Here is a 2,175-nt window from a genome sequence, read left to right as displayed (position 1 = left end):
ACTTTATCTTATCTATTATTATNTGTTTTCCTAAATAATATATATGCAATTATAATAACTTTTTTAATATCTATTTCTATATTAACAGTAACATTAAAAATAACATGGAAGAAAAATACAAAATTCATAAAGTTCTATTTTTCCAAATTATATTTCCTTTCATCTATAATTAGAAAAATAAGATATAAAGAAGATATAAAGATAGTTGAATATTATATAAAAGATGGATATCAAATATTGGATTTTGGCCCATATCTTGGTGATATATCTATAAATATAGCAAAAAGATATAATGTAAAAGTTTATGCCTTAGATATATCACAAAAAATTGTAAGAAAATTACAGAAAAAGACAAAAAACCTGAATAATTTTTTTGTATACATTGCAAAAAAAGATGAAATTCCAAAAATATTTTATAATAACATTGATTTAATAATTATATATGAAACATTAAAATTCATTATAGATAAAAATAAATTTGTAAAAAATATATATAGAACATTGAAAAATAATGGATATTTAATATCAATAACATATGCAGACTTTTTAGAAAGAAAAGATATTGAAGAAGAAATTAAAAAAATAAGAGAATTAGTTGAATATCATAATATAAAGACATTATTAATAATATCACATAAAAGATTATATCAATAAAATATATTAATAGGTAAGAAAATTTAATATAATTATAAATTATTTTGATTTAAAAATGGTATAATGAGATTTCTGAAAAAATAAATCACCCTATAGTAAAAAATATATATAATATTGAAGATGGAGTTGTTTTTGAATTATATAAACCAGGTTTGGAAAATAAATTTTTATATATAATTCCAGGAAAAATTATTTTTTTATATAATGTTAAAGAAAGAGAAGAAACAAATAATTTTATATTAAAATTAAGGAAGGATTTTAATGAGACAGGAAAAAATATTGAAATTGATAACAATGATAAAATTATTATAATAAAAAATAATGAAAAAAAGATATATGTAGAATTATTTCCAAATGGATTATTAATTATAACGGATTATAATGATACAATTCTATATGCAAATCAATATAAAAACTTTGGAGTAAGAAAAATATTTAGAAATGAAAAATATACAAAACCACCAGGTTCCGTAAACATTATAAATAATATAAATGAATTTTTTGAAAAAATAAATAATACAAATAAAAAAGATGTTGTAAGATTTTTAGCAATAGATTTATCATTAGGAGGAAAATATGCTGAATATATATTAAAAAAATTAAATATTGATAAAAATAAAAGCCCAAAAGAATTAAATAAAGAAGAAATAGAAAAAATATATAGCATTTATAATGATATAATAAACTTAAAAGTTATAATAGATGAAAATGGGAATATTATTNNNNATATTAACAAATATTTCATAAATCTTTATTTAAATAGCAGAGAAAATAAAAGAATAAAGAAATTAAATGAAGAAAAAGAAAAGATAAAAAAAATAATAGAAGAGCAAAAAAAGTATTTAGAAGATATTAAATAAAGAAATTAATAAATTAGAGAAAATTGGTGAATTTTTAAATATATATTCATGGATATTTAANNACTATGACATAAATAATATAATAGAAAAATTTAGAGAAATTAATATTAATATAGATATTAAAAAGGACAATAAACATTTAATTATTAATATAGATGATAAATATTTAGAGAACAAATAAATAATTTTTCCTTTTATTTTTTATAAAATTTCTTTTTTTAAAATTGATATATTTACCCAATAAATATATAAATTTTTTCAGTAAATATTATTAATGGCAGAACTATCATATGGCATATTGCGTCAGATGTAAGAAAAAAGTACCAGTACAAAAACCACAAAAGATTACATTGAAAAACGGAAGAACAGCAATAAAGGGAACCTGTCCATATTGCGGAGGAACGGTATACGTATTTGTTAAGTCAGAATAGGTTATTCGTAATATATTCCTTTTTGTTTTTGTATAAGGTCTAATCTACTATTTTGTTTATTAATTCTTGGTCTTTTTGTTTCCTCATCAGTTCTCATTGTTATATCTAATTGTTTTAGAAATATATTTAANNNNTCCTTATTTTCATATATACCAAGAGCTTTTCCATATTTACCAGGTTCTCCTGCAAATACCAAAATTCTATCAGAAACCNNNTTCAAGAATATTAAA

Annotated in this window: 3 protein-coding genes (1 of these 3 running past the window's edge); all 3 read left to right on the top strand. The window is 18.8% G+C overall.

Translation table 11 applies throughout. The annotated features are described in order from the left end of the window. Positions 1–654: the final stretch of a methyltransferase domain-containing protein gene (locus LUA84_RS00060; protein WP_457913308.1), read on the top strand. 690 nt of this gene lie to the left of the window's left edge; only the last 654 of its 1,344 coding nucleotides appear in the window; its start codon lies beyond the left edge, outside the window; its stop codon occupies positions 652–654. Between the two features lie 68 nt (positions 655–722). After that, positions 723–1,514: an NFACT family protein gene (locus LUA84_RS00055; RefSeq protein WP_256443560.1), complete on the top strand. Its 792-nt coding sequence runs from the start codon at positions 723–725 to the stop codon at positions 1,512–1,514. A 290-nt stretch (positions 1,515–1,804) separates the two neighbouring features. Continuing rightward, complete coding sequence (locus tag LUA84_RS00050; RefSeq protein ID WP_231433864.1) at positions 1,805–1,945, top strand: DUF5679 domain-containing protein; 141 nt, start codon at positions 1,805–1,807, stop codon at positions 1,943–1,945. Positions 1,946–2,175: the final 230 nt, after the last annotated feature.

Source organism: Candidatus Nanopusillus massiliensis, assembly GCF_920984865.1.
Note: the sequence above shows the minus strand (reverse complement) of the source record. Positions and strands in the feature narration are given on the sequence as shown.